We start from the raw sequence: 24,139 nt of genomic DNA, 5'->3' as shown, positions 1-24,139 counted from the left end.
CATGGGCCGACTGACCCCCATCAACTTCAAGAAGTGGATCGACGAGCACCGCCCCCTGCTCAAGCCGCCGGTGGGCAACCAGCAGGTGTGGGCGGACCGGGACTTCATGGTCACGGTGGTGGGCGGGCCCAACTCGCGCACGGACTTCCACGTCAACGAGGGCGAGGAGTTCTTCTACCAGTTGGAGGGCGACATCACCCTGCGCGTCATCGACGAGGGGCAGGTGCAGGACATCCCCATCCGCGAGGGGGAGATCTTCCTCCTGCCGCCCAAGGTGCCGCACTCGCCGCAGCGGCCCCCGAACACCATCGGGCTGGTGCTGGAGCGCCGCCGCCAGCCGCAGGAGCTGGACTCGTTCCTGTGGCTGTGCCCGAAGTGCGGCGAGAAGCTCTATGAGGAGTCGCTGCACGTCACCAACCTGGTGACGCAGCTGCCGCCGGTGTTCGAGCACTTCTACGGCAACCCCGACCACTGCACGTGCAAGCGGTGCGGCACGAAGGTGACGCGGGGTGGTGCGCCCCAGTGAAGGTCGACATCCACACGCACCTCCTGCCCCCGGAGCTGCCCCGCTTCGCCGAGCGCTTCGGCTACGGCGGCTTCATCACGCTGGACCACCACGCGCCCTGCCGCGCGCGGATGATGCGGGACGACGGCAAGTTCTTCCGCGAGGTCGAGAGCAACTGCTGGGACCCGCACCAGCGCGTCACGGAGTGCGACGCGCACGGCGTCCAGGTGCAGGTGCTGTCCACCGTCCCGGTGCTGTTCAGCTACTGGGCGAAGCCGAAGGACGGCCTGGAGGTGGCGCGCTTCCTCAACGACCACCTGGCCGGCGCGGTGGCGACGTCGCCCAGGCGCTTCGTGGGGCTGGGCACGGTGCCGCTCCAGTCCACCGACCTGGCGATTCAGGAGCTGGAGCGCTGCGTGCGCACGCTGGGGTTCGCGGGCGTGCAGATTGGCAGCCACGTCAACGACCTGAACCTGTCCGACCCGGCCCTCTTCCCCTTCTTCCAGGCGGCGAGCGACCTGGGCGCGGCCATCTTCGTGCACCCGTGGGACATGATGGGTGAGGCGAAGATGGCGAGGTACTGGCTGCCGTGGCTGGTGGGGATGCCGGCGGAGGTGTCGCTGGCCATCTGCTCGCTCATCTTCGGCGGGGTGATGGAGCGGCTGCCGAAGCTGCGGTTCGCGTTCGCGCACGGCGGCGGCGCGTTCCCCGGCACGCTGGGCCGCATCCAGCACGGCTTCGAGGTCCGCCCGGACCTGGTGGCCGTGGACAACCCGGTCGCGCCGCGCGACTACCTGGGCCGCTTCTGGGTGGACTCGCTGGTGCATGACGCGGACACCCTGCGCGCCATCGTGAAGCTGTTCGGCGCGGACAAGGTCGCGCTGGGCAGTGACTACCCCTTCCCGCTGGGCGAGGACCGGCCCGGCACGCTCATCGAGTCGCTGACGGACCTGGCGCCCGCGGTGCGCGAGCGGCTGCTGTCTCGAAATGCCCTGGAGTGGCTGGGGCGCTCGCACGAGGACTTCGCACGATGACAGCCCCTGTCTACGAGAACAGCGACGTGTTCGCCTACGGCCTGGACGCGAAGGATCCGCTCCGGCCCCTGCGCGACGAGTTCCTCTTCCCCCCGGCCCCCTCCGGCGCGCCCACCATCTACCTGGCGGGCAACTCGCTGGGGCTCCAGCCGCGCAAGGCGCGCAAGTACGTGCAGATGGAGATGGAGGACTGGGAGCGGCTGGGCGTGGAGGGCCACGTGCATGGCCGCCACCCGTGGCTGCCCTACCACGAGCTGCTCACCGAGCAGGTGGCGCGCGTGGTGGGCGCGCAGCCCGTGGAGGTCGTGGTGATGAACACCCTGTCGGTGAACCTGCACCTGATGATGGTGTCGTTCTACCGGCCCACGCGCGAGCGCTTCAAGATCCTCATCGAAGGCGGCGCCTTCCCGTCGGACCAGTACGCGGTGGCGTCGCAGGCGCGCTTCCACGGCTACGACCCGAGGGAGGCCATCGTCCGGCTGACGCCCCGCGAGGGCGAGGACACGCTGCGCCCCGAGGACATCCTCGAAGCCATCGAGCGGCACGGGAGGGAGCTCGCGCTGGTGATGCTGGGCAGCGTGAACTACCTCACCGGGCAGGCCTTCGACCTGAGAGAGATCACGCGCGTGGCGCACGCGCAGGGCTGCAAGGTGGGCTTCGACCTGGCGCACGGGGCGGGCAACCTGAAGCTGTCGCTGCACGACGACGGGCCGGACTTCGCGGTGTGGTGTTCGTACAAGTACCTCAACGGCGGCCCCGGAAGCCTGGGCGGCGTGTTCGTGCACGAGCGGCACGCGCACTCACCCGAGCTGCCGCGCTTCGAGGGCTGGTGGGGGCACAACAAGGCCACGCGCTTCGAGATGGGCCCCACCTTCGACCCGCTGCCGGGCGCGGAGGGGTGGCAGCTGTCCAACCCGCCCATCTTCCAGTTGGCGGCGCTGCGCGCGTCGCTGGAGCTGTTCGACAAGGCGACGATGTCCGCCCTGCGCGCCAAGAGCGACCAGCTGACGGGCTACCTGGAGTTCCTGCTGGACCGGCTGCCCGCGGGGTACGTCACCATCACCACGCCGCGCGACCTGACGCAGCGCGGGGCGCAGCTGTCGCTGCGCTTCAAGGGCGAGCCGAAGCGGCTGCTCCAGCGGCTGTCCGCGGCCGGCATCGTCTGCGACTTCCGCGAGCCGGACATCATCCGCGCCGCGCCCGCGCCCCTCTACAACACGCACCTGGACGTCTTCCGCTTCGTGAAGGCGCTGGAGGCCCATGCCCTCGAATGAACCGAAGCTGACGGTGGTGGGAGCGGGCCTGGTGGGCTCGCTGCTCTCGCTGTACCTGGCCCGCCGGGGCCACACGGTGGAGGTGCTGGAGCGCCGCCCGGACATGCGCCGCGAGACGGTGGACGCGGGGCGCTCCATCAACCTGGCCATCTCCACGCGCGGCCTGCATGCGCTGCGGCAGGTGGGGCTGGAGGAGGAGGCGCTGAAGCACGCCATCCCCATGCGCGGGCGGGTCATCCACCCGGTGAAGGGCGCGCTGGCCTACCAGCCGTATGGGAAGGACGACTCGCAGCACATCAACTCCTTGTCACGCGGCTGGTTGAACCAGTTCCTGATGACACAGGCGGAGGCGACGGGCCGGGTGTCCATCCGCTTCCGCCAGCGGGTGACGCAGGCGGAGCCGGCGTCAGGGACGCTCACGGTGCTGGACGAGGCCACGGGCGCGACGCGCGAGGTGCGCGACGCGGTGGTGTTCGGCACGGACGGCGCGGGTTCGGCGGTGCGGCAGGCGATGCAGTCCCAGCCGGGGTTCCAGGCGGACTCGCAGACGCTGGGGCATGGCTACAAGGAGCTGACGATTCCGCCGGGCGCGGGCGGGCGCTTCCAGATGGAGAAGCACGCGCTGCACATCTGGCCGCGCGGCACGTACATGCTCATCGCGCTGCCCAATGAAGACGGCAGCTTCACGTGCACGCTGTTCCTGCCGTGGGAGGGGCCGCTGAGCTTCGCGTCGCTCCAGACGCCCGCGGCGCTGGAGGCGTTCTTCCAGGAGCAGTTCCCGGACGCGAAGGCGCTGATCCCAGGGCTGACGGAGGAGTTCTTCTCCCGGCCCACCGGGCACATGGTGACGGTGAAGTGCGCGCCGTGGCAGGCGGGCGGGCGCACGCTGCTGTTGGGCGACGCGGCGCACGCCATGGTGCCCTTCTACGGGCAGGGGATGAACTGCGGCTTCGAGGACTGCGTGGTGCTGGACGCGCTCTTGTCGAAGCAGCCGGACTGGGCGGCGGCGTTCGGTGAGTTCCATCGGCTGCGCAAGACGAACGCGGACGCCATCGCGGACATGGCGGTGGAGAACTTCATCGAGATGCGCGACAGCACGGCGGATCCGCGCTTCCTGCTGGAGAAGGGCGTGGAGAAGGTGCTGCTCAACGCGTTCCCGGGCGAGTTCGTCAGCCGCTACTCGCTGGTGAGCTTCAGCCGGGTGCCCTACCGGCTGGCGTACGGGGTGGGCAGCATCGCGGGCGGCATCGTGTCGGAGCTGGCGCGGGAGCTGAAGCGCCCCGAGGACGTGGACCTGGACCGGGCGGCGAAGCTGATTCGCGGCCGGCTGACCCCTTTCATGGAGGAGCACGCGGATGGATTTCGGCTTGAAGGGTAGGCGCGCGCTGGTGACGGGCGCGTCGTCGGGGCTGGGGCGGGCCATCGCGGACACGCTGGTGAAGGAGCGCGCGACGGTGGCGGTGTCCTCGCGCGGCGGAGAGAAGCTCCAGAAGGCGGCGAAGGAGCTGGGCGCGGCGCTGGCGGTGCCGTGTGATTTGACGCAGGCCGGGGCCGCGCGCGGGCTGGTGCGCGAGGTGACGCAGAAGCTGGGCGGCCTGGACGTGCTGGTGGTGAACGCGGGAGGTCCGCCGTCGGGCGGCTTCGAGGCCATCACGGTGGAGCAATGGCAGACAGGGTTCCAGAGCCTGTGGCTGGCCACGGTGGAGGCGATCCAGGAAGCGCTGCCGGGCATGAAGGCGCAGGGCTGGGGCCGCATCGTGCTGGTGACGTCCACGGCGGCGCGCGAGGCGATGACCAACCTCACGGTGTCCAACGGCCTGCGCGCGGGGTTGCTCGGGTTGGTGAAGAGCCTGAGCAATGAAGTGGCGCCGTATGGCATCACGGTGAACGCGGCGCTGCCGGGCTACCACGCGACGGACCGGATGAAGGACCTGGGCCTGTCCGACGAGAAGGTGGCGCCGAACATCCCCGCGCGGCGGCTGGGGAGGCCGGAGGAGTTCGCGGCGCTGGTGACGTTCCTGGCGTCGGAGCCGGCCGCGTATATCAGCGGGCAGTCCATCGCCTGCGACGGTGGAGCGCTGCGGGGCTTCTGAGGCATCAGGGCATGTCAGTGGACGGTCCGCCCCCTGCCGCAAGGGGGCGTTGAGAGGACATCGCAGTGACGTCGGTGGCCTCCCGGGGGGAAGGCCATGGACGCGACGAAGCGGGCGCTGAGCACATCGCGTCCGAGCCCTGGAGCATCCCCTGACGCAGCGGGCCAGCCATTTCAGCTCTTCCGGCAAAGTCTTCAAGATTTGGGCTGGTGGATTTATCACGTTTTGCGACAGAGTTCGCCGCCTTCGCCGGGAGGGGCGCAGACGTGCTCAGACGAATCCGTGTCATCCGTGGGCTGTGGCTCATGGTCGTGTTGTGGGGAGCGGGGGCTTGGGCCCAGGGCAACTCGGTCATCACCGGGACCCTGACGAACGCCCTCGACAAGAAGCCCCTCGTGGACGTCGTGGTCACCGCCACCTCGCCCCAGCTCCAGGGCGAGCGCACCGTGCTCTCCGACAAGAGCGGCCTGTACCGCATCCCCCAGCTCCCGCCGGGCACGTACGCGCTGCGCTTCGAGGCCCAGGGCTACCAGCCCTATGCCCGCGACGGCATCCTGCTGCGCATCGACCGCACCATCCGCTTCAACGCGGAGCTGGCGCCGGACTCCCTGAGCTCCGACGTGGAGGTCGTCGGCTCGCCGCCCACCCTGGACGTGGGCTCCAGCGCCGCCGGCGTCACCGTGGACCAGGAGTTCATCCGCAACATCGCCGTCATCCGCCCCGGCACCAAGGGCTCCGCGTCCCGCTCCTTCGAGGGCCTGGCCGAGCTGGCCCCCGGCGCCACCGAGGACCGCTATGGCGTGAGCATCAGCGGCAGCTCCTCCCCCGAGAGCCAGTACGTCGTGGACGGCCTGTCCGTGAACGACCCCGGCGTGGGCACCCTGGGCACGCCCCTGTCGGTGGAGTTCGTCAAGGAGGTCAACGTCATCACCGGCGGCTACATGCCGGAGTACGGCCGCTCCACCGGCGGCGTGCTCAACGTCGTCACCAAGTCCGGCTCCAATGAGCTCCACGGCTCCGTGTTCGCCAACTACGCGCCGGGCGCGTTCCAGACGTCCGGCAAGGAGATCCTCCGCGAGGGCAGCGTCATCTCCGCCCAGGGCAGCGCCTACAACCTGGGCGACTTCGGCTTCGACCTGGGCGGCCCCATCCTCAAGGACAAGCTCTGGTTCTACGTGGGCGTCGCGCCGTCCTTCAATCGCATCCAGGTGGACCGCCAGCTGAGCAGCTACGAGCTGTGCGCGGAGGTGGACCCCGCGAACGGCTGCTCCGCCGTGGGCGCGCGCCGCAAGGACCCCACCACCGGCTTCTCCCAGGTGTCGCCCATCGAGGGCAGCAGCACCCGCCGCTTCGCGGACGAGCGCAGCGTGCAGTACCTGGGCAAGCTCACCTACAACTTCAACCCGGACCACAGCCTGTCCGTGTCCGTGTTCGGCACGCCGCGCTCCTCCGGCGGCAGCGGCAAGTACTCCTTCAGCGACGACGGCGAGCCGGAGGTGTGCACCAGCCTGTCGTGCACCAGCTACGTGCAGGGCGCGTATGAATCCATCGCCACCCGGCGCAGCAACAGCGCGCTGGACATCGTGGCGAAGCAGGCGTCGTCCTTCTTCGACAAGAAGCTGCTCGTGGACGCGACGCTCGGCTGGCACCACCAGGCGGACTCCATCCTCCCGTCGGACGGCTCCGGCCTGGGCTCCGGCGAGGGCCTGTCCGCGAAGCCCAACATCGCGTGGCGGCGCACCCGCAACCCGGGCTACCACACCATCAACGAGTTCGAGCCGCTCCCGGACGCGGACGCCTGCGGCACCACGCCCGAGGAGCAGCGGCTGCGCTGCCCCGTGGCGGCCTACTCCACGGGCGGCCCCGGCACCATCAGCATCCAGCGGCTGGACCGCGTGCAGGGCAAGGTGATGGGCACGTACCTGCTGGAGGCCCTGGGCCACCACATCCTCAAGGCCGGCGCGGACATCGAGCGGATGAGCTTCTACAACAACCGCGCGCGCACCGGCCTCACGCCCTGGCAGGAGTGCACCGGCGGCGACTGCTTCTTCAGCCTCAACCAGTACGGCTACCTGGAGGGCCCGGACCAGCCGGTGTTCCTGCCCAACAAGGAGGGCACCTCCACGTCCACCACCGTGGGCGGCTTCCTCCAGGACAGCTGGTCCGTCGTGGACAAGGTCACCGTCAACGTGGGCCTGCGCTACGACGTGCAGACCCTCTACGGCCTGGACGGCGAGGTGGGCCTGCACCTGCCCAACCAGTGGTCCCCGCGCCTGGGCGTCATCTACGACCCGACGCAGAGCGGCCGCGCCAAGCTCTTCGCCAACTACGCGCGCTTCTACGAGAACGTCCCCCTGGACATGGCGGACCTGTCCTTCCCGCAGCAGCAGCTCTTGTCCGCCACCTACGACACCCCGCCGTGCAACCCGTCGCATGAGGGGTCGCTGCTGGTGGACTGCACCCTGGACGGCAACCGCCAGCCCATTGGCAACCGCGAGAGCCCCAACCAGCTCTGGGACGCGCAGGGCGGCGACCGCGTGCCGGTGGACCCCCAGATTCGCGCCCAGTCCGCGGACGAGTACGTGGTGGGCGGTGAGTACGAGCTCTTCACCGCGAGCCGCCTGGGCGCGACCTACACCCGGCGCGCGCTCAACGACGTCATCGAGGACATGAGCCGCGACGACGGCAGCACCTTCTTCCTGGGCAACCCGGGCAAGGGCTACTCCACGGACTTCCCGCTGGCGAAGCGCAGGTACGACGCGGTCAACCTCTACTTCCAGCGCGCCTTCACCAACGGGTGGCTGGCGCAGGCCAGCTACACCTGGTCCAGCCTGCGCGGGAACTACTCCGGCCTGTTCCGCGCGGACACCGGCCAGCTGTCCCCCAACCTCACCCGCGACTTCGACCTGGTGTCCCTCACCGTCAACCGCGACGGCCCGCTGCCCGGGGACCGCGCGCACGCGTTCAAGGTGTTCGCCGCGAAGGAGCTGGTGCTGGGCCAGCGCACCAGCATCAACGTGGGCGGCAACTACCGGGCGCGCTCCGGCACGCCGCTCAACTACCTGGGCGCGCACCCGCGCCGCAGCGGCTCGGAGACGTTCATCCTGCCGCGCGGCAGCGCGGGCCGGCTGCCCTGGGTGCACGGCGTGGACGGGCACCTGGGCCTCAACCAACGGCTGACGGGGGACTACGTCCTCACGGTGTCCCTGGACGTGTTCAACCTCTTCAACTTCCAGCAGTACACGGACGTGGACCAGACCTTCACCACCACCCGCGTGTACGCCATCGAGCAGGGCGGCAAGCCGGACGACCTCACCGCCTGCCTCACCGAGGGCAACCCCCATTGCAAGGTCATCTCCACCTCCACGAACGCGCCCATCGGCGAGGCGGACATCAACCCCAACTTCAAGCGGCCCACCGCCTACCAGGCGCCGCGCTCCATCCGCCTGGGCGCGAAGCTCAGCTTCTAGGCCAGACGCCCATGAGGACCTACGCGATGAAGCTTCGTTGGATGGCAGTGAGCGCAGGGGCGGCGGCCGCGGTCGCCGCCGTGGGCGCGTGCGGCAGCGCGCCGGAGGCCGAGTGCGTGGTGGCGCGCGCCGTGTCGGACGGCTCCACCGGCTCGTTCGCCGCGACGTACCAGCTCAAGGCCGGGCAGAACCCGGACCGCGTCTGCGCGCGGCTCACGCCGGAGCCGCTGGGCCTGCAGAAGTTCTTCAGCCAGGACCCGGCCGCGCCCGACACCGTGGGCGTGCGCAGCGCGCGGCTGGGCAAGCTGCTGGAGGACTTCGCGTCCCGGCTGACGGCGGACTCCCAGGCGTCCGCCACGGCGGTGGGCCCCTTCGCCTCCGCGACGCCGGGGGCGGACCACTTCTGCTCGGTGCCGGAGCTCACGCCCACGCGGCTGGAGGTGCCCGCGTCCACCGCCCCCGACGGCGGCGCGCTGGCGGCGCAGGACTTCGGCTACGCGTGGAGCAACCTGCGCATCTACAACACGCCGGAGATCCCGGGCACGCAGTTCACCGCGGACCTCGTCTACTCGGAGAACGGCTGCACCGCCGAGTACACCGTGAAGGGCATCTGGCCGGTGGTGAAGTGCCAGAACAGCGCGACGAAGCTGCCGGACGACGCGCTGTGCGACCCGTACGCGGACTACGACGCGGGCCGGCTGCGCGGCTCCGGCATCAACCCCCTGTTCCCCGTGAAGTGCGACCCGGACGCGCTCATCTGCGTGCTCACGGGGGAGGTGCCGTCGGCGCCGTGAGGCCGTGGCCTCCGGGGCGCAGCGCCCGGGGCAGGTCCCGGAAGTCCTTCACCAGCCAGTCCGGCCGCTCGCGCAGCAGCACGTCGCGCGGGAACGACGTGGCGACGGCGACACACGCCGCGCCCGCCGCCCGCGCGGCCCTCAGGCCCGCCACCGCGTCCTCGAACACCACGCAGACGCGCGCAGAGACGCCCAGCGCGGCGGCGGCCTTGAGGTACACCTCGGGATCCGGCTTGCCGCGCGTCACGTCCGTGGACGTCACCCGCACGGGGAACAGGTGCTCCAGCCCCACGCGCTCCAGGGCCCGCTCCGCGTTCCGCGCCAGGGCGCTCGTGCCCAGGGCCCAGGGCACGCCCGCATGCTTCAGGGCCATCAGGTAGGCGCCCACGCCGGGGACGGCGGACACCGGCTCGTGGTCGAGCAGCCGGTGGAAGGCCCGCTCCCGGTCGTCCGTGAGCGCGGCCACCTGCTCGTCGTCCAGCTCCGCGCCGAACCACGCGCGCAGCGTCTCCCCGGCCCGCCGGCCGTTGGTGGCGAGCAGCTGCTCCCGCGTGGGCACGTAGCCCCGCTCGCGCGCGAACTCGTCCCAGACGCGGTAGTGCAGCTCGGTCGTGTCGATGACGACGCCATCCAGGTCGAAGAGGACGGCGCCGAAGGTGGTGAGGTTCGAGGTCGATGAAGACATGGAGGTCCCGCTCTTTCTCTCTCGAAGATCCACACGGCACGCCCCTCAACACTATTCACGGAGCAGGGGCGCGGACGCGGCTCCAGGTCCCATGGCCCACGTCCCCCATGCGGGCGGCCGTGGGGCCGGTTTCCGGGGGAGTACCAAGGGGAGTAGAGAGGAGCGCCCGCCTGCCAGGCCCGGAGGCAGCCAGCCCGTTGTAGGCTCCCGGAGCGCTCCATGTCGCCCAAGAACCCCACGGATTTCTCCACGACCGCCGTCCGCTCGCAGGGCACGCCCGCGCAGGCCGCCCAGCTGATGCCGGCGCTGACGCTCATTGGCCATGCCCAGCCCCAACGCATCGGAGAGCGGCTGCTGCTGGACGGGCTGCTCTCCGGAGAGCGCGCGGTGGCGCTGTCGCGCAACGCGCCGGACTTCAGCCGCCCGGGCGCGGTGCTGGCGCTGCCCCTGGGCGACCCGTTCCTCAGCCGCACGCCGGTGCGCTTCGAGGCGGGGACGGACGGGAGCGTGCGGCTGCTGGTGCCGGAGGGCGGGACGCCGGTGTGGGTGGGCAACGAGCCGGTGCGCGGCGGGCGCGAGTTCCCCGCGGAGGCGCTGGTGGCGGGCGTGCCGCTGGTGCTCGCCGGACGCGTGGCGCTGCTGCTGCATCAGGCCACGGTGCGCGGTGCCTGCGCCCAGGGGGACTGGGCGGCGCTGGGCATGGTGGGCACCAGCGAGGCCATCGTCCGCGTGCGCGAGGACGTGCTGCGCGTAGCCGACCTCCAGGTGCCCGTGCTGGTGCGGGGCGAGACGGGCACGGGCAAGGAGCTGGTGGCCCGCGCGCTCCATGCGCAGAGCCCCCGCCGCGAGGGGCCCTTCGTCAGCGTCAACCTGGGGGCCCTGTCGAAGGACCTCATCGCCGCGGAGCTGTTCGGCGCGTTGCGGGGCGCGTTCACCGGCGCCGCGCGCGACCGGGAGGGCTTCTTCCGCGCCGCCCACGGCGGCACGCTCTTCCTGGACGAGGTCGCGGAGGCGCCTCCGGAGGTCCAGGCCGCGCTCCTGCGCGTGCTGGAGACGCAGGAGGTCTACCCCGTGGGTGGGCAGACGCCGGTTCGCGTGGACGTGCGGCTCGTCACCGCCACGGACGCGGACCTGGAGGCGCGCATCCGCGACGGCCACTTCAAGGCCCCGCTGCTGCACCGGCTGGCGGGCTTTGAGATCACCGTGCCGCCCCTGCGCGAGCGCCGCGAGGACATCGCGCCGCTGTTCCTCCACTTCGCGCGCCAGGAGCTGGAGTCCACGGGCGAGGCCGGGCGGCTGACCTCCTCTGACGCGCGCGCGGAGCCGTGGCTGCCCGCCTCGCTCGCCGCGCGGCTGGCCCGCTCCGCGTGGCCCGGCAACGTGCGCCAGCTGCGCAACGTCGCGAGGCAGCTCGTCATCGGGAGCCGGGGCCTGCCCGGGCTGCGCGTGGATGCGCGGCTGGAGCAGTCGCTGGACGCCGACGCGCTCCCCATCCCCGGACAGCCGCTGAGCGCGCGGGCGCCCTCCTCCGCCGCGGAGGACACGCCCGCGCCGTCGGCGGTCCGCGCCCCCGCGCGGCGCAAGCCGTCCGAGGTGAGCGAGCAGGAGGTGCTGGAGGGCCTGCGCGCCTGCGCGTGGGACCTGAAGGCCACGGCGGACTGGCTGGGCATCCCGCGCTCCTCCGTGTACGTGCTCATCGACAAGAGCTCGCTCCTGCGCACCGCGCGCGACCTGAGCCCGGAGGAGATCACCCGCTGCTTCCACGAGTGCGAGGGCGACCTGGACCGCATGGTGCAGAAGCTGGAGGTCTCGCGCCGCGCGCTCCAGCGCCGCGTGCGTGAGCTGGGATTGGAAGCCAGCTGAAGCTGGTACGACGTCTGCAGTAGCGACGGGCATCATGGCCAACATCACCATTGACGTCTCCACGACCCCCGTCACCTACACCCCCAGCCCGGATGTGAAGCACGGCGACACGGTCGTCTTCACGTTGGGCAGCGCGCTCAACGCCACCGCCACCGTGACGTTCCCGCATGGCACCTGCCTCACCACGTCCGGCCCGTACACGCTGGGAGGGGCCACGATGGCGACCTCGCCCCTGACCGTCTCCCTGACGGCGGAGCGGCGGGTCTATGAGTTCGACGTGGACTTCAACAACGGGCAGGAGTCCCAGGCCCGCAAGGGCCACGAGTGGGACCGGAAGAACGGCGGCATCGACGTGACCAGCGACCCGCCGAAGGAGCTCCGCCGGTAGGCGCCGGACACGTCAGCTCCCGGGCCGTGACGTGCCATTGACGCGTCCGGAGCGCACGGCCGCGGCCCCGGCCGTGAAACATCCGAGCACGTATTCAAAACATGAATGTTGGTACAAGGGCTGCAATGCTATGCGGACCTATGGCCACCATCACAGTTGACCTCTCCACGGATCCCATCAGCTACAGCCCCGGCCCGGAAGTGAAGCACGGCGACACGGTCGTCTTCTCGATGGGCAGCTACCCCTCCTCCTACACCGCCACCGTCACGTTCCCCGACGGGAACTGCCTCACCGTCTCCACCGCGAACCCGTACCCGTACCAGCTCGGGGGGAGCCACGCGCTGGCGACCTCCCCGCTGACCGTCTCGACGACGGCGCTGAAGCGGGTCTACTCGTTCGACGTGACCATTGACGACGGGTCCGGCGACCGGAGCGGGGCCAAGGCCGGCCCGCTGGAGCTGGACCGGAAGAACGGCGGCATCGACGTGACCAGCGACCCGCCGAAGGACCCCCTCTAACCGACGGACACGTCCGCCCCGGACCGTGACAGGCCCTTGACGCGTCCGGGGCCACGGCGCTCACGGTCCGGGCGTCGCGACCCAGCGCGGGCCCAGGGCCCCCACGACGGGGACGCGCACCGACGCCCCGTCGGAGCGCCTGACCGATGCTCCGCCGACGGCCCGGAAGCACGGCGGCATCGGCGTGAGCAGCGACCCGCGAGGCGAGGACCGCAGGTGATGGGCCCTCCTCATGGCACGGGCGCGGCGGCCTCGGGCTCCGCGGCCGGGGCGCGGGCCCCGGCGCGCAGCGCGACCAGCCCGTCCCTCACCGCGCGCGCCTGGAGCCACCGGGGGCGGGCCGCCACCACCGCGTCGGCCAGCTCCAGCCCGCGCGTCAGTCCGGCCGCCGCGTCCTGCCCTTCGCGGATGCGCCACCGCGCCCACGCATCGTGGAGCTGGGCCGCCGCGAGCCGGTACTCCAGCCTCGGGTCGAGCCTCATCGCCTCCTCGAAGTCCTGCGCCGCGCGCGAGAACACCTCCTCCGCCGCGCCGTGACCCTGCGCCCTCCAGCGCGCCCGGACGCCGGCAGCCTCCGCCAGGTAGCGCCAGGCATTGCCCAGGCGCGGGTTCTGCGCGCGCGCCCGGTTCAGCGCCGCCTCCGCCTTCGCGAGGCCCGCCGCGGGGTCTCGCGCCCGAGACAGCGTCCACGCCGCGTGGCGCACCCACGCCTTGCCCAGGTTCGCGAGCAGGTCCGCGTCGTCCGGCAGCCGCTTCAGCGCCTCCGTGTAGTCGTCCACCGCGGCTCGCAGCGCCGCGCTGGGGTCCTCGCCCCTCGCGAGCTGGAGCTCCGCGCGGAAGACCTCCCACTCGCCCAGGTTGTTGAAGGCGAAGCCCTGCGTGGGCGCCAGGGCGCGGGCCCTCTCGAACGACGCCCTCGCCTCGTCGAGCAGCGCCTTCGCGTCGCCGCCCTCCTCCGCGCGCAGCTCCGCCTGCCAGAACACCGCGGAGCCCAGCGCGTTGTGGAGCGCGGGCTGCTTCGCGTTGAGCGCCAGCCCCTGCCGGTACAGCGCCAGGGCCCGCTCCAGGTCCACGCTCACGTCCTCGCCCTTGAGGTACCGGGCGCGCGCCAGCTGCTCCGCCACCTCCGCGCCGTTGAAGCTCGCGCCGAAGTTGTCCGGGTTGAGGGACAGGGCCCGCGTGAGGGCGCTGTTCGCCCGGCGCAGGTCGCCCGGCGCGTCGGGGGCGCTCGGGACGCCCGCCCGCTTGCGGTACGCCACGCCCAGGTTGATCCACGAGAACGGCTGCTGCTCGCTCAGCTGGAGCGCCGCCTGGTACTCGGAGATGGCCTTGTCCAGCAGCGGCAGCGGGTCTCCGCCGCGCGCGGCCTCCGCGTCCGCCTGCCCCTGCCACGCGAGGCCCAGGTTGGCGTGGAACGCGTAGTCGCGGTCCTCGGGGCGCAGCTGCTCGAACGAGGCGATCGCCAGCCGCAGCTGCTCGCGCGGATCCGCCCCGTGCAGCTGCTGGTAGCGCGCCCACTGGCGGTGCGTGAGGGCCCGCTCCAGCGGGATGCGGTCGCTGGGCGTGGCCACGGCCTCCGCGGTGCGCAGCGCGGCCAGGGCCTTCTCCAGCAGCGCCTCCACGCCCTCCCCGCCCTGGTTCGTGCGCTGCTCCGCGAGCCGGCGGTGGAAGCGCGACATCAGCACCAGCGAGCGGGCGTGGTCCGGCGCCGCGGTGAGCGCGTGCGACAGCGCCTCCAGGCCGCGCTCGTAGTGCGGCAGCACGTTGCCCTCGCCGTACAGCTCCATCACCAGCGCGGCCAGCTCCAGCCGCCCCAGCACCGCGTGCACGACCGGCTGGCTCTCCGCCGTGGCGACGGCGGCGGCGTAGGCCTCGCGGCTCAGCGCCAGGTCCGCCTGCGAGCCGGGCCGGTCCCCGCCGTTCCAGCGCCGCATGGCGCGCGCGAGCAGGATGTCACCACGCAGCAGCGGCGCCTCGTAGAACCACGGCGACTGCGCGCCCGGCGCGTCCAGCAGCGCCAGCGCGTCCTCCGAGCGGTCCTCGTAGAAGGCGAACAGGGCCTTCACGAACGACGGCGGCGCGGGCACGTCCGGCCCCTCCGCCTGGCGCAGGTACGCGAGCGCCGGGTCGCGGTAGCGCTCGTTCAGCTCCTTGAGCCGGGCCTCGCGCTGCGCGGGGGCGCGGCGCTCCACGTCCAGGAGCAGCTGCTCGCGGTAGAGGTGCCCCAGCACCTGCGCCAGCGCCCACGCCACGCGGGGCTCGCGGTAGCCGTGGGCCCACGCGGCCTCCAGCTTCGCGCGCGCGCCGTCCAGGTCGTCCAGCGCGAACAGGGCGCGGCCCAGGGCGTACTCACCGGGGCCCACCGCCTGCTCGCCCGCGCGGGCGACCTCCGCCGCCAGCGCGGCCATGCTCTCGCGCAGCGCCGCGCGGTCCTTGCGCGTGTCGTGCAGGCGCGACAGGGCGGAGTAGCGCGCCGAGGACTCGATGCGCTCCACGCGCTCCGTGAAGGCGCGGGCCAGCCGCTCGCGCTCCGCCACCTCGCCGCGCGCGAGCTGGGCCTGGGTGAGGGCGCCGGCCACCACCGCCACCACCGTGCCGCCCAGCGCCAGCGCCGCGCGGTGCTTGCGAACCTTCTTGCCCAGCCAGTAACGCGCGCCGTGGCGGGCCCGCACCGGCTCCCCGGACAGGAAGCGCTCCAGGTCGTCGGTGAAGGCGCGCACGGAGTCGTAGCGGAGCGGGCGCTCCTTCTCCAGGCACTTGAGGACCACCGCCTCCAGGTCCTCCGGGATGTCCGGCTCCAGCGCGCGCGGGCGCGGAGGCGGCTCCGCCTGGAGCTTCGCGAGCACCTCCTTCTCCGTGCCGCCGGTGAAGGGAGGCTGCCCGGTGAGCAGCGCGTACAGCGTCGCGCCCAGCGCGTAGACGTCCGCGCGGCGGTCCAGGCGGTGGCCCTCGCCCCGGGCCTGCTCGGGCGGCATGTAGTGCGGCGTGCCCAGCACCGCGTGGGGGGTGGCGCTGTCCTCGCGCCAGTCCCGCGCGAGCCCGAAGTCCATCACGAACGGGAGGAAGCCGCCGTCCTCCGTGCGCTCCACCAGGATGTTGGTGGGCTTCAGGTCGCGGTGGACCAGCCCCACGCGGTGCGCGGCGTGCACGCCCTCCGCGGCCTGGCACAGCACCCAGACGCGCTGCTCCAGCGTGAGCGAGTTGGAGAGCTGCCCCAGCGACGGGCCCTCCACGTAGCGCATGGCGATGAAGGCGTGGCCGCGCACCTCGCCCACCTCGTAGACCTCGCACACGCGCTCGTGGCGCACGCGGGCCTGGGCGCGGGCCTCGGCCAGGAAGCGGCGGGCCAGCTCCGGGTCGCCGTCGCGCACGAACTTGAGGGCCACGTTGCGGCGCAGGAGCGGGTCATAGGCCAGGAACACCTGCCCCATGCCGCCCTGCCCCAGGAAGCGCACGGGCTCGTAGCGGTCCCAGCCGGGCACGGGAAAGGAGGGCTCGCCGCGCACGGCCAGCGAGGTCGGGGGCGCCGCCGTCGACAGCGTGGCGGCCTCCTGGATGGGAGCCGTTCCCCGATCCGTGTGACCGCGCGCCAGGTCCTGCCGCAAGAGGTCCAGGGTGTCCTCCGTCAGCCGGCCCCGTTCCTTCAGCAGCTCCAGGGGCCCGCGGTGCAGGCGGAGGGCCTCCTCGCGCAGGGCGGCCGCCTCGTCGGAGGACAGCAGCCCCTCATCCAGCGCGAGCAGGACCTCCTCCTCGTACAACCTCTGATGACCAGCCCCGGGCACGGACGAGAGCATACGGGGAAGGCCGGTGACCGCGGGAGCGCCGCCGGAAGGGCGCCTTGAGAGGGAGCGAGGGGGCGCTCCCGAGGGGGAAGGCCCACCCCTCCGGCGGGCTCCGCGAGCCGCTAGACGGCGCGGCGCTGACGGCGGCGCAGCCCCGGCACCCCCATCAGGCCCAGGAGGGCCAGCCAGGAGGCATCCGGCGCGGCGCTGCACCCGCCGCCCGCGAAGGCGCGCGCGTTCACCACCGTCCAGGTGTACCCCGCCGGGGTTCCATCCGCGTTGCCGCCGCCATCCACCGCGCGGACGAGCAGGACGTGGTCCCCGCCGCCGACGGTGTAGCTGTCCTCGCAGGGCTCCCAGGCGCCACCGTCGAGGCTGCACTCGAACGTGGCGCCCTCCGCCGTGGAGGCGTACTCGAAGTCCGCCGTGCGGCTGGAGGTGGTGGCCTGCGGGCCCCTCACGATGGAGGTGTCCGGGGCCTGGGGGTCCTGGGCCATGAGCGCGGGCTCGTTGGAGGCGGCGGACGGCGGGTCGTCCGGCCCGCAGCCGATGAGGAGGAACAGCGCGCACAGCGCCAGGGCGTGGATGCCCGCGTGCAGGGCCATGCGGGGTGAATCTCTCCGGAGGAACTTCATCAGGGTCGTGAACATGGACGCTCCGCCTTACTTCTCGGGGGTGCCGGGGGAAGAGGAGGAGGCCGGCGTCGGCTGCGCGCCCTCGGTCTCCCCGACGATCTTGAACTCGACGCGGCGGTTCTTCGCGCGGCCGTCCGCCTTCGCGTTGTCCGCGATGGGCTGCGTGAGCCCGAAGCCCTTCGCCTCCAGCCGCTCGCGCTGCACGCCCTTGCCCACGAGGTAGTCCACCACCGCCTCGGCGCGCTTCTGGGACAGCTCCAGGTTGTACTCGGCCTTGCCGGTGTTGTCGGTGTGGCCCTCCACGCGGACCTTCTCGATGTCCGGATGGGACACGAGGATGGACGCGACCTTGTCGAGCACCGCGTGGCTGCGCTTCTGGATGACGGTCTGGCCGTTCTCGAAGAACACCGCCTCCATGATGCGGATGCTGCCGGAGTCGATGCGCGCGACAGGCGCCTCCTTGCAGCCGCCGTTGGCCTCGGTGCCGGGCTCGTCCGGGCAGTTGTCCAGGCGGTCCACGACGCCGTCCCCGTCGCGGTCCGGCTCCACGTCCGGGCAGCCGTCCTGGTCCTTGTAGCGGTTGAACGTCTCCGGCTCGTGGGGGCACTGGTCCTTGGAGTCCACGATGCCGTCCCCGTCGGAGTCGGGGTCGTCCGGGCAGCCGTCCTCGTCCTGGAAGCCGTTCTTGTTCTCCGCCTGCGTGGGGCACTGGTCCGCCAGGTTGGGGATGCCGTCCTGGTCGTCATCCGAGTCCGGGCAGCCCTGGAGCTGCGCCAGGCCGCCCGTCGTCGGGCACTGGTCGTCGCGGTTCTTCACGCCGTCGCCGTCGGCGTCCAGGTCGGGACACTCGGCGGCCACGTGGGGCTGGCCCGCGATACAGACGGGGCCCTTGGGCGGGGGAGGCGTGCCGAACGACACGCCCGCGAGCACGCGGAAGCGCGGCGTGCCGGGCGTCCGGCCAAAGCCCGGGCCGCCCATGATGTACAGCTCGGTGCCCTCCGCGGAGGGGACGCGCAGGCCCAGCAGCGCCTCCAGCGAGCTGGGCGAGTCCTGCGTGGGGACGGTGCCGCGAACGAGCACCTCTTCCTTCAGGCCCCAGAGGCCGGCGGACAGGTTGACGCCGCCGCTCAGCTCCACGCCCATCTCATCCTGGTAGGGCTGCGTCTGCGGGGTCAGCGCGTACGTCTTCGTGCGCACGAGCGCGCCCACGTCCGCGCCCACGCGGAAGGTGCCGCCCAGCTGCTTGCCGGCGCCCAGGCGCGGGGAGAAGGTGAAGCCCTCGTCGCGGGTGAGGGCGGCCTTGCTGCCCAGGGGCAGGGCCGCGCCCAGGTGCAGGCCCAGGTCCAGGGGGCCGCCCCGGTCCTCGGAGAGGAAGCCCACGCGGGCCTGGAGCCACGGGGTGCCCAGCCCGCTGGTGGTGGGCCGCGTCACGCCGCCGCTGGTGATCTCCGGCCCCCACTGGCCCATGACGGGCACCTGGGCGCCGAGCTCCAACCAGCTCGTGAGGGCGTACGCGGCGCTCACGTGCGCCGTCACGCGGTTCGAGATGATATCGGCCTGCCGCTCGTCGCCCTCCACGAGGACGAGGGGCCGGTTCTCGTAATGCGCGGTCAGCCCGATGCGGAACTGGCCCTCGGGGAGCAGGTCGCCGGTGGACAGCACGAGGCTGTCGCGCATGCCGGGGTTGAGCTGCAGGCGCTCCAGTTCGATGCCCGGGATGGTGCTCTGGGCCTGAGCGCTGAAGGCGCAGAGGACCGTCAGTCCTCCGAGCCCCAGGTGATGCCTTCGTGCGAACAAGCGTTCCTCCACATGCACTGGCCCTTCGAGAAGGGAAGGGCGCACCGGGCAATGCATGTGGAAGGCCAGGGACTGTCCACGTCCCAACGGCGGGAAATGGCTCGGGAATCCGGCGGGACCGCGCGCCGGCGACCCGGGCATGACGCGTCAGCGGGGAACGCGGACGCGCGCTGACGCGTCACGGGAGGACGCGGAGGCCTACAGGTGGAAGTGCCCCGCGGCCTCCGGCTGGTAGGGCACGGCGATGATGCGCAGGCGGCGGGTGCGGCCATTGGGGAGCGGCCACTCCACGGTCTGGCCCACGGACAGGCCGATGAGGGCGCTGCCCACGGGGGCGAGGACGGAGATGCGGCCCGCCTCGCTGTTGGCGTCCTTGGGATAGACGAGGGTGATCTCGCGCGTCTCGCCGGCCTCTTCGTCCTCGAAGACGACGGTGCTGTTCATGGTGACGACGTCGCGGGGAATGGCGGAGGAGGAGGTGACGACGGCGCGGGCGAGCTCGGCCTCCAGCTGCTCCACGAGCTCGGCGTTGCGGGCGTTGCCGTACTGCTCGACGACGCGCTCCAGGCGCTGGAGGTCGGTGTCGGTGATGATGAGGGGGTGGTCGTGGGTCATCAGGGTCATGGGTGCCTCCAGCGTGAAAGGGGGGATGGGGACGGCGCGCGCTCCTGAAGGATGGGAGCGAGGGGCGCGAGGTTCAGCGGGGGTGAAGAGGACGCCGTCCGTCGTGAGCTACGCGAGACGGGCGGCGTGGGTGACAAGCCAGGCGGTGGCTCGGCCGTGCGCGGGCAGCGTCCGGCGCACGGGAATCCGGCGCGGAGCGGGCTGCAGGCAGGCTGTGAGCGAAACCGTCATCTGACGAGGGACCCGGGGGTGGCGAAAAGCGCTGAAGGGGTGAATGTAGCCGTGTGCCGGGTGATTGCAACCGGGCCCCGGGCCAAGAGCGGCCTGGCGAACAGCCGCCGTGACGCACGGAGGCGCGGAATCAGCGGAGCGGGGACACGTCCTTGAACTGCACGCCCGTGGCGCCGAGGGACTCCAGCGCGAGCTTGATGTCCTCTGAGACGATGAGCGCGATGAGCCAGCCCCAGGGGCGGAAAACCTTCGCATCCCCGGTCCTGGTCGGGTCGATGCGCAGCCGATGGACCGCCTGGTAGGTGCCGACCCGCTCGGGCCGCCCATCCTCGGGCGTCCAGTAGCGCACCTCACCCGAGCTGGCATCGTCGATGCACTTCACGACGCGCACGACGTTGACGAGGAAGTAGGCGTTCGAGGTGTCCTCCACCGCGACCGGGAACAGCTCCACGTCCCCTGGAGCCAGTCGGGACAGCACCTCCGCGACCCGCTGGGAAACGACAGGAACGGCCCCGGCATCCGCGAGCGAGAAGTCGAGCGCGCTCCCTCGCACGTAGGACGGGACACGCAGCGAACGCTCGACACGCGCGGGGGTCCCCTGCATGAACAGCCACGAGCCGTGGTCCTGGCCCTGGTCATCCACGGGAGCTCCCAGCTCCCATCGGCCAGGGAGGGTCACGTCGTCCGTGAGCTTGAAGTACCGAGCCGTCACGCGAGCATCTTGCCTCATCCCCCGCTCCGGGTGACGAGCGTGTTGAGCCAGGTGTTCTCCGTCGTGAGCTCCTTCGCGAGGATCCGCAGCGCCTGGATCAGGTCAGCGCGGCACTGCTGAATCGTCCTGCAGGTGCTGGTCGCGAGCCTCAATCGTTCGAAGACCGCTTCATGGTACTCCTGCGGATGCGGCCCCTTGTGCCCCGGAACGTGAACCTGGTTCTCCGGATCGTTCAGGGACATGCCAGCCTTGTCGAAGAGTTGTTGGTAGCGCGGCGTCCACGGGCCGCCGTTCGCGGTGGACGTGCTGAACTTGTCGGACGCGATGTGGTGCTTCGGCCCCGGCACCTCCACGGGCCCGCCCATCGCCACCGCGCCTGGCGCCAGGGTGAGGAGGAGGTCACCCGCCGTGGACGCGGCGACGGACTCCACCTGGGCGGCCGCGACCAGCCGGAAGCCGCCCTCCGCCGCCGCCACGAGTGAGGCCTGCGCCGAACCGGGCAGCGTGGGCACCTTCGCGGCCAGGGTCTCCGCCGTGCTGCCCAGCGCCGCCGTGGCCAACATGACGAAGGCCCGCGCGGCGTTCTCTCCCATCACCTCGCCGTACTGCTCGCCCGCGTCGCGGAGCGCGTCGAAGGTCGTGGCCTCCGCCACCGCGTCCGAGAGCCGCCTCCACCCCTGGATGAGGCTCCACACCGTGTCGACGCCCAGATAGGCAATGAGCGCCGCCGTCAGGGTCGCCGCGACGCCCTTGGACACGGGCTCCGGCAGCAGCCACAGGCCCAGATACAGGGCGCCGGTCGTGACGACCATGGAGAGCACGGCCTCGCGGTCCGTCATGCCGCGCAGCGCGTCCGCGGTCTCGTCCCACACCGAGTCCAACGCGATGGAGAAGGCCAGCGTGCGCTTGCCGTCCACGTCCAGCGCGGGCCCCCGCTCCAGCAGGTGGAGACAATCGCCGGAGAGCGACTTGCGCTTGCACCACCGGCCATAGGCCGCCGCCAGCGCCGCTCCATCGTCGTTGAGCCGCACGCGTCCCCGCCCCGGCTCCTGCACGGAGATGAGGCCCAGGTGCCCGCGCACCTGGGGGCGTGGCGGAAGCGAGGCCACGAGCAGGCGCCGGGCCGCCTCCAGGGGGTGCGTGGACACAGGCGCGGCGCGCGCGAGGCCCGCGACCGTGTCCACGAAGCCCTCTTCCTCCAGCACCCCGGGCCGAACAGCCCGTTGAGGAGTGTGAACGAGGGCGGGGCCGCGCCCCGTGCTCAGGTGCACACTCCGGGACGACGCACAGCCCGTGCCGACGAGCAACATCCACGCGATGACGGTCGCGTGCGTCAGCCGAACAGTGACAGCGGAACCGCGCGGGCGGTGAGGTTTACCCAGGACGTGGGGCTGTGGCATGGATGAAGAAGTCTACCCGCCATGAAACGCCGCCCCGAGTTCGACAGTCTGCGCGGAGTGCTGCTCGTCCTGATGACGCTGACGCACCTGCCCACCCGGCTGAGTGTCCTTGGCAATCAGCCGTTCGGCTTCGTGTCCGCCGCCGAGGGCTTCGTGTTCCTCTCCGCGTTCCTGGTGGGCGTGGTGCACGCGAAGAAGCGGGACACGGCCGCCGTGTTCAAGAGCCTCTGGCGCCGGGCCCTCAAGGTGTACGGCTACCACGTGGCCCTGCTCGGCTTCTCGTTCACCATCATCGCCGCGCTGGGGGTCGCCGCGCGCAGGCCCGCCATCCACAACCTCATTGCCTTCTTCCACCAGGACCCGTTCACCGCCCTGTGGAGCAGCCTGTTCCTCCTCTACTGTCCCCCGCTGCTCGACATCCTTCCGCTGTACGTCGTGCTCCTGTTGCTCACCCCCGCCGTGCTGGTTGGGGCGCGCAAGGAGGGGTGGACGCGGGTCCTGGGGCTGAGCGCCCTCATCTGGGTCTGGGCGCAGGTGGGGCTCAAGCGCGCGCTGTATGATCTGCTCGTCGCCATCCCCGTGCTGCCGTGGCCGCCGTTGAGCATCGACCTGTCGGGCGCGTTCGACCTGTTCGCGTGGCAGTTCCTCTGGGTGCTGGGGGTGTGGCTGGGCGTGGCTCGCGCCACCGCGCCGGAGCAGCGCGAGCCCGTGTCCCGCCGGCTCCTCACGGGCGCCCTCGTCGTCAGCCTGGGGTTCTTCGTGGTGCGGCACCTCGACCTGGACCTGGGCACCGCCTCCGTGCTGTTCGACAAGTGGTCGCTCGCGCCGCTGCGGCTCTTGAACTTCCTGGCCGTGGCGCTGCTCGCCAGCTGGCTCGCGCCCCGGGTGTTCCGCTGGCTGCAACCCAAGGTGCTGGAGGCGCTGGGGCAGGCGTCGCTGCCCGTGTTCGCCGTGCACGTGGTGCTGTGCCTGCTCAGCCTGTCGCTGCTGGACGAGAACGAGGACCCGCTGGACTACTGGGATGAAGCCGCGGTCCTGGTGGCCACGTTCTGCAGCATGTACTTCGTGGCGCTGCGCCAGCGCATCGCGGGCCGGAGCATGGGCCCGCCCTCGCCGTCCTGAGTCAGCCGCGCGCGGCGGACAGCGCGGCGTCGGTCTCCGCCACCAGCGCCCGCACCAGGTCCGCCGCCGGGCCCTCGCGCGACAAGCCGATGCCCTGCCCCGCCCACAGGGCCATGAAGCGCGGGTCGTTCTGCTTCGACGACGCGGCCCGCAGCGCGCGCGTGGCCCCGTGCTGCTGCGGGAAGGGCAGGATGGCGCCGGCCTCCTCCAGCGCGGTCGTGAGCTCGTTGGGGATGGCCCGGGCCGGGCGCCCGGAGAAGGCGCGGGTGATGCGCGACGACTCATCCCGGGCCTCGCGCAGCAGCGCCTTGTGGGCCGCCGCCGCGCTGGACTCCTGGCACCGCAGGAACGCCGTGCCCAGCTGCACGGCCGCCGCGCCCAGCATCCGGGCCGCCGCGATGCCGCGCCCGTCCATGATGCCGCCGCTGGCGATGACCGGCACCCGCACGGCGTCCACCACCTGCGGCACGAGCGCCATCGTCCCCACCATGCCCGCATCGAACGAACCGCCGAAGGAGCCCCGGTGACCGCCCGCCTCCGAGCCCTGCGCGACAACCGCATCCACGCCCGCGGCCTCCAGCGCCCGGGCCTCGCGCACGTTCGTCGCCGTGCCCACGACGAGGACGCCGCGCGACCGGAACGCCTCCAGCACCGGCGCGGGCGGAACGCCGAAGGTGAAGCTGAACACGGCGGGCGCCGCGTCGAGCACCGCCTCCACCTGCTTCGCGAAGTCCGGCATCGCGGCCGCCGAGGTCACGGGGGGAGGAAGCCCCAGCGCCGCATGGAAGCGCGCGAGGATGGCGAGCGTGGCCTCCGGCTCCACGGGAGCCACGGCGGGCTGTGGCGCGAAGAGGTTGATGGCGTAGGGCCGCGAGGTGAGCGCGCGCACCGCGCGGGCCTGCTGGGCGAGGTCCTCCGGCTGCATATAGGCGGCGCCCAGCGAGCCCAAGCCGCCCGCTTCGGACACCGCCGCGACCAGCTCCGGCGGCGTCAGGCCGCCCGCCATCGGAGCCTGGATGATCGAATGCGCCACCCCGAGCCGCTCCGCGAACCTGCGCCACGCCTGCGGATCCATCATGGCTACACCTCCCCGTGATTCAGCCGGACAGCACTAACAGCCAGGGCTCACGCGGGGACGCCATGCGCCCCGGAGGCATCAGTCCTTCTTTCACGCCCCATGCCACGCACGAGGCGCACCGTGCCGCCCGCGTC

19 protein-coding genes are annotated in these 24,139 nt (G+C 72.0%); 11 read left to right on the top strand and 8 right to left on the bottom strand.

The window, feature by feature from the left end; translation table 11 throughout:
• Position 1 precedes the first annotated feature (1 nt).
• The 7 genes from nbaC (at position 2) to U8525_RS02925 (ending at position 9,170) form a co-directional block, all read left to right on the top strand.
• Positions 2 to 526: a 3-hydroxyanthranilate 3,4-dioxygenase gene (nbaC, locus tag U8525_RS02955; RefSeq protein ID WP_374260858.1), complete on the top strand. Its 525-nt coding sequence runs from the start codon at positions 2 to 4 to the stop codon at positions 524 to 526.
• Complete coding sequence (locus U8525_RS02950; RefSeq protein ID WP_374260856.1) at positions 523 to 1,539, top strand: amidohydrolase family protein; 1,017 nt, start codon at positions 523 to 525, stop codon at positions 1,537 to 1,539. The genes nbaC and U8525_RS02950 overlap by 4 nt, the downstream gene beginning before the upstream one ends.
• Positions 1,536 to 2,813, top strand: a complete 1,278-nt coding sequence (gene kynU / locus U8525_RS02945) for a kynureninase (RefSeq protein ID WP_374260853.1) — start codon at positions 1,536 to 1,538, stop codon at positions 2,811 to 2,813. Before U8525_RS02950 ends, kynU begins: the two co-directional genes overlap by 4 nt.
• Positions 2,800 to 4,191 (top strand): FAD-dependent oxidoreductase, encoded by a 1,392-nt coding sequence (locus U8525_RS02940; protein ID WP_374260851.1) that lies wholly within the window; start codon positions 2,800 to 2,802, stop codon positions 4,189 to 4,191. Before kynU ends, U8525_RS02940 begins: the two co-directional genes overlap by 14 nt.
• A complete protein-coding gene (locus U8525_RS02935; RefSeq protein WP_374260848.1) occupies positions 4,181 to 4,906 on the top strand; it encodes an SDR family oxidoreductase in 726 nt (241 codons plus the stop codon). Before U8525_RS02940 ends, U8525_RS02935 begins: the two co-directional genes overlap by 11 nt.
• A gap of 305 nt (positions 4,907 to 5,211) precedes the next feature.
• Positions 5,212 to 8,376, top strand: a complete 3,165-nt coding sequence (locus tag U8525_RS02930; RefSeq protein ID WP_374261494.1) for a TonB-dependent receptor domain-containing protein — start codon at positions 5,212 to 5,214, stop codon at positions 8,374 to 8,376.
• A gap of 26 nt (positions 8,377 to 8,402) precedes the next feature.
• Positions 8,403 to 9,170, top strand: coding sequence for a hypothetical protein (locus U8525_RS02925; protein WP_374260846.1), 768 nt, complete (start codon positions 8,403 to 8,405; stop codon positions 9,168 to 9,170).
• On the opposite strand, the gene U8525_RS02920 is transcribed toward U8525_RS02925, so the two are convergent.
• Positions 9,142 to 9,855, bottom strand: a complete 714-nt coding sequence (locus U8525_RS02920) for an HAD family hydrolase (protein ID WP_374260843.1) — start codon at positions 9,853 to 9,855, stop codon at positions 9,142 to 9,144. The two genes, U8525_RS02925 and U8525_RS02920, sit on opposite strands and share 29 nt — an antisense overlap.
• 219 nt (positions 9,856 to 10,074) lie before the next feature.
• On the opposite strand from U8525_RS02920, the gene U8525_RS02915 reads away from it, so the two are divergent.
• From U8525_RS02915 to U8525_RS02905, 3 genes are all read left to right on the top strand, one after another.
• Positions 10,075 to 11,718, top strand: a complete 1,644-nt coding sequence (locus U8525_RS02915) for a sigma 54-interacting transcriptional regulator (protein WP_374260841.1) — start codon at positions 10,075 to 10,077, stop codon at positions 11,716 to 11,718.
• Between the two features lie 34 nt (positions 11,719 to 11,752).
• The gene (locus U8525_RS02910; protein WP_374260839.1) at positions 11,753 to 12,106 is read left to right on the top strand and encodes a hypothetical protein; all 354 of its coding nucleotides are present in this window, start codon (positions 11,753 to 11,755) and stop codon (positions 12,104 to 12,106) included.
• 140 nt (positions 12,107 to 12,246) lie between these two features.
• The gene (locus tag U8525_RS02905) at positions 12,247 to 12,624 is read left to right on the top strand and encodes a hypothetical protein (protein WP_374260837.1); all 378 of its coding nucleotides are present in this window, start codon (positions 12,247 to 12,249) and stop codon (positions 12,622 to 12,624) included.
• 230 nt (positions 12,625 to 12,854) lie between these two features.
• Here U8525_RS02905 and U8525_RS02900 read toward each other — a convergent pair whose 3' ends face one another.
• The 6 genes from U8525_RS02900 to U8525_RS02875 all read right to left on the bottom strand — a co-directional run bounded on the left by U8525_RS02900 (position 12,855) and on the right by U8525_RS02875 (position 21,715).
• Positions 12,855 to 16,382 carry a protein kinase gene (locus tag U8525_RS02900; protein WP_374260835.1) on the bottom strand — a complete coding sequence of 1,176 codons (3,528 nt, stop codon included), beginning with the start codon at positions 16,380 to 16,382 and terminating at the stop codon, positions 12,855 to 12,857.
• A 146-nt stretch (positions 16,383 to 16,528) separates the two neighbouring features.
• The gene (locus tag U8525_RS02895) at positions 16,529 to 17,056 is read right to left on the bottom strand and encodes a hypothetical protein (RefSeq protein ID WP_374260832.1); all 528 of its coding nucleotides are present in this window, start codon (positions 17,054 to 17,056) and stop codon (positions 16,529 to 16,531) included.
• Positions 17,057 to 17,068: 12 nt separating this feature from the next.
• Positions 17,069 to 18,895 (bottom strand): OmpA family protein, encoded by a 1,827-nt coding sequence (locus U8525_RS02890; protein WP_374260829.1) that lies wholly within the window; start codon positions 18,893 to 18,895, stop codon positions 17,069 to 17,071.
• A 141-nt stretch (positions 18,896 to 19,036) separates the two neighbouring features.
• A complete protein-coding gene (rnk, locus tag U8525_RS02885) occupies positions 19,037 to 19,453 on the bottom strand; it encodes a nucleoside diphosphate kinase regulator (protein WP_374261492.1) in 417 nt (138 codons plus the stop codon).
• A 370-nt stretch (positions 19,454 to 19,823) separates the two neighbouring features.
• Positions 19,824 to 20,405 (bottom strand): imm11 family protein, encoded by a 582-nt coding sequence (locus tag U8525_RS02880; protein WP_374260826.1) that lies wholly within the window; start codon positions 20,403 to 20,405, stop codon positions 19,824 to 19,826.
• 14 nt (positions 20,406 to 20,419) lie between these two features.
• Complete coding sequence (locus U8525_RS02875; RefSeq protein ID WP_374260823.1) at positions 20,420 to 21,715, bottom strand: AHH domain-containing protein; 1,296 nt, start codon at positions 21,713 to 21,715, stop codon at positions 20,420 to 20,422.
• Between the two features lie 111 nt (positions 21,716 to 21,826).
• Here U8525_RS02875 and opgC point away from each other — a divergent pair, with 111 nt between their 5' ends.
• On the top strand, positions 21,827 to 22,927 hold the full coding sequence (opgC, locus tag U8525_RS02870) for an OpgC domain-containing protein (RefSeq protein WP_374260821.1): 1,101 nt from the start codon (positions 21,827 to 21,829) through the stop codon (positions 22,925 to 22,927).
• Position 22,928: 1 nt separating this feature from the next.
• Here opgC and U8525_RS02865 read toward each other — a convergent pair whose 3' ends face one another.
• Complete coding sequence (locus U8525_RS02865) at positions 22,929 to 24,005, bottom strand: NAD(P)H-dependent flavin oxidoreductase (RefSeq protein ID WP_374260818.1); 1,077 nt, start codon at positions 24,003 to 24,005, stop codon at positions 22,929 to 22,931.
• Positions 24,006 to 24,139: the final 134 nt, after the last annotated feature.

It is taken from the genome of Corallococcus sp. RDP092CA (assembly GCF_041903675.1).
Taxonomy (GTDB): domain Bacteria; phylum Myxococcota; class Myxococcia; order Myxococcales; family Myxococcaceae; genus Corallococcus.
The sequence above is the reverse complement of the archived record's forward strand: the minus strand, read 5'-3'. Positions and strand labels throughout refer to the sequence as shown.